This window comes from Thorsellia kenyensis (genome assembly GCF_042432445.1).
In the GTDB taxonomy this organism is placed as follows: domain Bacteria; phylum Pseudomonadota; class Gammaproteobacteria; order Enterobacterales; family Thorselliaceae; genus Thorsellia; species Thorsellia kenyensis.
Map to the genome: position 1 here is coordinate 1 of NZ_JBHLXE010000086.1, position 5,321 is coordinate 5,321.

4 protein-coding genes are annotated in these 5,321 nt (G+C 36.0%); all 4 read right to left on the bottom strand.

Going from position 1 to position 5,321, the window contains the following annotated elements; all coding sequences use genetic code 11:
* Positions 1–73 precede the first annotated feature (73 nt).
* The 4 genes from ACFFIT_RS07585 to ACFFIT_RS07600 are packed head-to-tail and all read right to left on the bottom strand — an operon-like array spanning position 74 to position 5,285.
* The gene (locus ACFFIT_RS07585; RefSeq protein ID WP_385877060.1) at positions 74–1,144 is read right to left on the bottom strand and encodes a DUF6708 domain-containing protein; all 1,071 of its coding nucleotides are present in this window, start codon (positions 1,142–1,144) and stop codon (positions 74–76) included.
* Entirely contained in the window at positions 1,141–3,780 is a 2,640-nt protein-coding gene (locus ACFFIT_RS07590; protein ID WP_385877061.1) for a T6SS effector BTH_I2691 family protein, read from the bottom strand. The genes ACFFIT_RS07585 and ACFFIT_RS07590 overlap by 4 nt, the downstream gene beginning before the upstream one ends.
* A 14-nt stretch (positions 3,781–3,794) precedes the next feature.
* The gene (locus ACFFIT_RS07595; protein ID WP_385877062.1) at positions 3,795–4,625 is read right to left on the bottom strand and encodes a hypothetical protein; all 831 of its coding nucleotides are present in this window, start codon (positions 4,623–4,625) and stop codon (positions 3,795–3,797) included.
* 15 nt (positions 4,626–4,640) lie between these two features.
* Positions 4,641–5,285: a DUF2345 domain-containing protein gene (locus tag ACFFIT_RS07600; protein ID WP_385877063.1), complete on the bottom strand. Its 645-nt coding sequence runs from the start codon at positions 5,283–5,285 to the stop codon at positions 4,641–4,643.
* Positions 5,286–5,321 lie beyond the last annotated feature (36 nt).

Genomic DNA, 5,321 nt, shown 5'->3' on the forward strand with positions numbered 1-5,321 from the left:
GTTGAAACTATGCTTATTTTAGTGAATTTATAGGCTTACTCTAGATGCGTTCCTCGGATGCTTACAATACAAGTCATAACAGGTCTTTTAATACTACATGCCGTTTTCTTTCATCTCTAGATATCTTTGCATCCATCTTAGCACGCAACGCATCACGTCTTGCTAAAAATGCGGTACGTTTTGCTTTATTTGGAATTCGAAATGTACTTAATAACGATTTTGGATTGGTTGATGCACTTAGATTAAAAGCATCTTTTGGATTAACTACGCATTCCTCCTCAACCTCAGTACTCCACTTAGGTACCTTGCACGTCAACATCACAAGGTAACGGATAAGCGCCAATAGAATTCCAAGAGGAAAAGTGAATAATAAAACTTGCCAACATCCACCTACAATTTTTGACCAGTGGTATAAACCATAAACAAAGCCTTCTTTACGTCCTTCGAGTGGCGGACATACACGCATAACAGCAACGTTATCCACAATATCACCATTCATATAGTTACACAAAAAATTCCAATACATATTTAAGGGTTCAGAAGATCCTCTAGCAGAGGTTTCAATTGGTAAAGTAAACGTATATAACACTGTGCTATCATCATCAGATAAAACATGACAAAAGATATAGTTATCATTAAATATACCTTTTATATCCGTTCTTACAGTAAAAAAGAGTTTTTCCCATTCAACGATTCTAATTTTACCGTCATAGCCAAAAATATAGACTCGTCGATTTTTTCTATTAAAGCGAATGGGATAGTGTGTCCACTTAAAAAACTCCGTTAAAAGCATATAGATCACAGAGATTAACCATACCAATGAGAGTAACAACATACCAATTGTAGCCAATATTCCTTCAAAATCATTTATTTGTGGGTCAATAAAAACAACCAGTGCAATAAAACATAATGGAGGTGGTAAGAACAAAAGCAAAGCCATCGAAGGAAATCCTTTCCAAATGTAATGCCGATCAACTACCTCCAAATAGGTAGAATTTAATCGAATTACACCATTACAACCATTTGCAATCAGATCACTAAAAGGTTGGTCTTGCCATTTCGATTGATTTAATTTGCCCGCCTTTTCATTCTTACTTAATGGGCGATTGACTTTATATTTGGGGCTTAAGCCATATAGTTTCATACAGTTTCCTCGATAAGCTGGTTAAAAGCGGCTTGTTCTTGTTCAAATGTATTAAATGGAATTAAACTCGTATCATTGAGTTTACCCCACATGCATCGTTGTAACCATTTCTGAAGTTCATTATCAGTGAAAGTGGCAATTAAGAATTGTGAAACAAAATAAGCAATCGACGCAATGACTATAAGAACTGGATGCCAGAGGCCAAGTACTCCCAACCCAGTTAAAACAAACATTGAACCAGCAGAAACTCCATATAAAATAGCCATCCCTTTATTCCCTTTTGACCATTCATCGAAAAAGTGTTTCAAATCGTAGCTTATCGAAATGACACCTGCAACTAAAATAAATCCCCTGCCTGCCATTACAAGGCTTAGAAACCAGCTGTTTCCTGCAATTGCTTTAAGGCTTGAAAATGTATTAACCGCACTTTCAAATCCAGCCAGAATTGTACCACCCAGAGCAAAGGCACCACTAGCCCAACGAAGAGTAGTTTCATTGCTTGCATCTGTAGCAAAGGCAGATTCGGCAGTACGAAATAAAATAGCAGCTTGAATAATCGCAGATATGCCGTTGACTTTAACATTAAATAGCGCATTTTTATATTCTATTCTTATTTTTTGCTTCTCTACAACTTCTTTTGAACTTACTTGTAATGCCTGACGAAAGATATCTAAACGTTCTTTTTTAGGCAAATGATTAATGGAACCTTCTATGGTTGGATCTATGTAAAGATAGGTTGTAAAAATCCCCCGACCATTCTTACCTTTTTTAGATATATTATTATCTTTAAGAAATTTTCTGGCTATTTTTTTAGCTTCACTTAGAGAATATTTACCTTCCTCTTGAATTATCTGCGCTGCTTTTTCTTTAATAATTTCAAGAAGCTCATCGTAGCTAGCTTCTATATGTACTGGGATCAATTTTTGAGTGGCAATTGCAGTCGCAAATACGACTGCACGATTTGGAATATTAGAAACTGTTGGTTGTGAATAAAATTTCATTAATGGGGCGCTCAAGGCGTATGCAACATCATCCATAGCTTGCACTACAAGGCCCGGCTTAATTTCATTAATTTTTCCGATTGTTTCGACTACATATTGCCATGGTAACACACTAAAATCGGGTGGAGGTGCTTGTTGTGCCTTACGCGAGATGCTCACTAATCCATCTGTATTTTCATTAATGTATGCTTCCTCTAGAAGATCTTCGATTAATTTCTGATTTAAATAATATGTTCTGACAAAATAATGTTTTTCCTCTAGTTTTTTAACTTTTAGCATCTCGATACATTCATCAAGGATAATTTTATGTACTAACATGGGTAAAAATGCGCTGATCACCATTTGAGAAAATGACGTACCACTTTTTATATTCTGATCATCAAAATTACTAATAAAGTAATTAATAGTTTGTTCATGAAATATCAATACTTTAAATGAGTCAATTAAGGGCTCAATAACTTCTTTTTCAAGTTTTTCAACCAATTTATTAACCGTCTGATTAAATGCCTGTTGTTGCTCACCATCGATGTATTTATCATAAGTCGCCCAAGTGTTTAGAGCTTTTTTCATCGCTTCATCTTCATATTGTTCTTTTGTAGATTCTCTGACATAGGGCATTGCATTGGCCATATCTGATGCGCCAATATGTGATTGGCTCATATATGATGCTAATGCTATCTTGTTCGTAATCTTCTCCTCCATTATAGCGTCAAATTCCTGCTTAATTACGTTTTCTTTTACTAAATTAAGTGTCGAGTTTAGCCAAATTCCACGTTCATATTTTGGATTGCTGAAAATTTCATTTTTAGGAAAATCATCGCAAAGTTTGCCGATATCTTCCATAATTGCTACGGGATCATTCAATACTATGATTAGGGGTTTGATTTTGCCTGACACAGCTTGAGCTTCTTGGATCAATGCATCTGGATTTTTATCTCCCTTCAAAGAAAAGAATTCATCAGCAATTTCCTGAACTTCTGAAAACAAGAATTTTGGAATCAAGAACGGAGTGTTTTTTAAATCAAAAAAATTATATACCAATTTATCTTTATCTGATTGCGGTATGTTGTACTCAATAATGGTTTCCTTTAATTGTTCCAATAAATAGCAATTATCTTCAGTTTGTTTCTCGACCCATTTTTTCATGTCAAACTTTTGCATATATTTGTTACGATAATTTGGATACTCATGCCGCTTACGGACTACATCAGTCCATTCTACTTTAGCCCATGCAAACCAAAATACACTGTTAAATAAAAGATTATTGAAATAGGGTAAGGTAATAAAAGATGCGCGAGCTAGCTCATTAGCTTCTCTAGCACAGGGTTTTATTTCACCTTTCATTACAGCTTGATCCGCACTAACACCCGAAATTAATGGGTAATAATAGCCATCTGGTGTGGCATAAAAATCTAACCACTCTTCAGTTTGTTCGTTATAGACGTATAAGTAACCACTTCTTAACTCACTCCCGACATAACTAGTTTGTTTAGTCGCAGCTACTGGTACGCTTATCGTATCTGGTAAATTACACTTATAATTATTAGCAATTTCATCTTTGATAATACGGGGACGCACAGGTAATATTGCTAGTCCTTCTCGATGACAAAATGTACAGCTATTTTTTTCAGACATAATTAGTTGTTTCTCTATTGGTTGGGATGGAGTGTTTTGATAATGCGTCTAATATGTTGGCTAAAATACCGAGGTTCATTTCTTCCATGAGACAACAAGTTTAGTACCATTTGATGCTGTAAAATGGATTCTCCATAACGTATGCGATAATAAGCTATCGCCTGTAAATCTTCTGGGTGAGTCAGATCATATCGACTCATCACAAATACTAAGGTTTGAAACAGAGTTAAACAGACCTCTTCACGAGTGAACGCAATTCCCTCTCGGTATAACTTACCTAATACAAGATTGATAATACCAATCAAGGGTAATGCTTGTCTTAGTGCTGAATCCAGCATTGTTGTGCGCATTTTTGGCAAAGCTTGAGTTTTCCATATTCCATCTAAATAGTAGGTAATTGATGCAACCTCTTCACAAAAAATCCTAGCAGGATGTGGCAAATCAGCTATAACTGAAAATGGTACGATGACCCGAGGATCATAAAACCGCAAAATCATTTCTGTTCTGACAACAGGATAAAACAGTGAGCGGTGTAACCGGTCATGGATTAATTTAACAGGATAATGCTTCTGCACATCAAATAAAAAATAGCATTCAGGATGAATTTCCTTACCTAATGGATAAGATCTCAGCATTTGCCAAACCCGCTCATTCTCCTGATAACTCAATTGGTGAGTATCTATCAGGTAAGGGTATAAATGCATTTGAGGAGCTAATTGGTTTATGCCGAGTGGTAAAATAGCAACCCCATCATTTTTAAATGCCAATGCTTCAATTAAGTCTTGAGAAACAAGTGCAAAACGATGGTTAACTAAATGATCTGTTGGTAGGTATATTATCGTCATTATGTGCAAGCGTCCTTATCTTAATGGCATTGATGCTGAACCAGAATTAGCTGATGAAGCCGATAATTGTTCGCATAATGTAAATCCTGGCATGGGTAAATTCTGTGAGCTAGGGCCATCTTTGATGACTTTTGCGCTTTTTATATGAAAATTTCCATCAGTGCCATGCTCGATTTTACCTTCTTCAAACGTCACATAAGAACCACCACACATTAAGGTAATTTTTTTCTTTGCAGTGATTAGAATTTCATCCTCTGTACTCGTGATAGTGATCCCTTTTACTGCTGTTATTTCCATGGCATCACTCTGTGCTTGAATTTGCATTTTACCTGCTGCTGCAACTAATTTCATACCCATTTCATGGGCAAAAATTGTAACTGCTTTTTTCGCCATTAGTGCTATTTTTCCTAGTACGGAAAGCTCAGAAGACCCCCCAGCCGTTGCAATTAAATTGCCATTGGCACTTTGTTGGATATGATTTGGTGTGGATAATGCAATACCATTTACACCGCCTGCTAGGATAATAGGCTGAGCTAAGTCAATAATATTATTTTCCAAAAATGCAGATTGTTTTTCCACCTCCAGTTTGCTAAGTTCAGATTTTTCGCCTATTGTCGAAAGGGATTCAGCGTAAGCATCCGACAAACACATGTCGTTCATTCGATTTCGTCAAGTATAATAGGCATTATTGAGGCT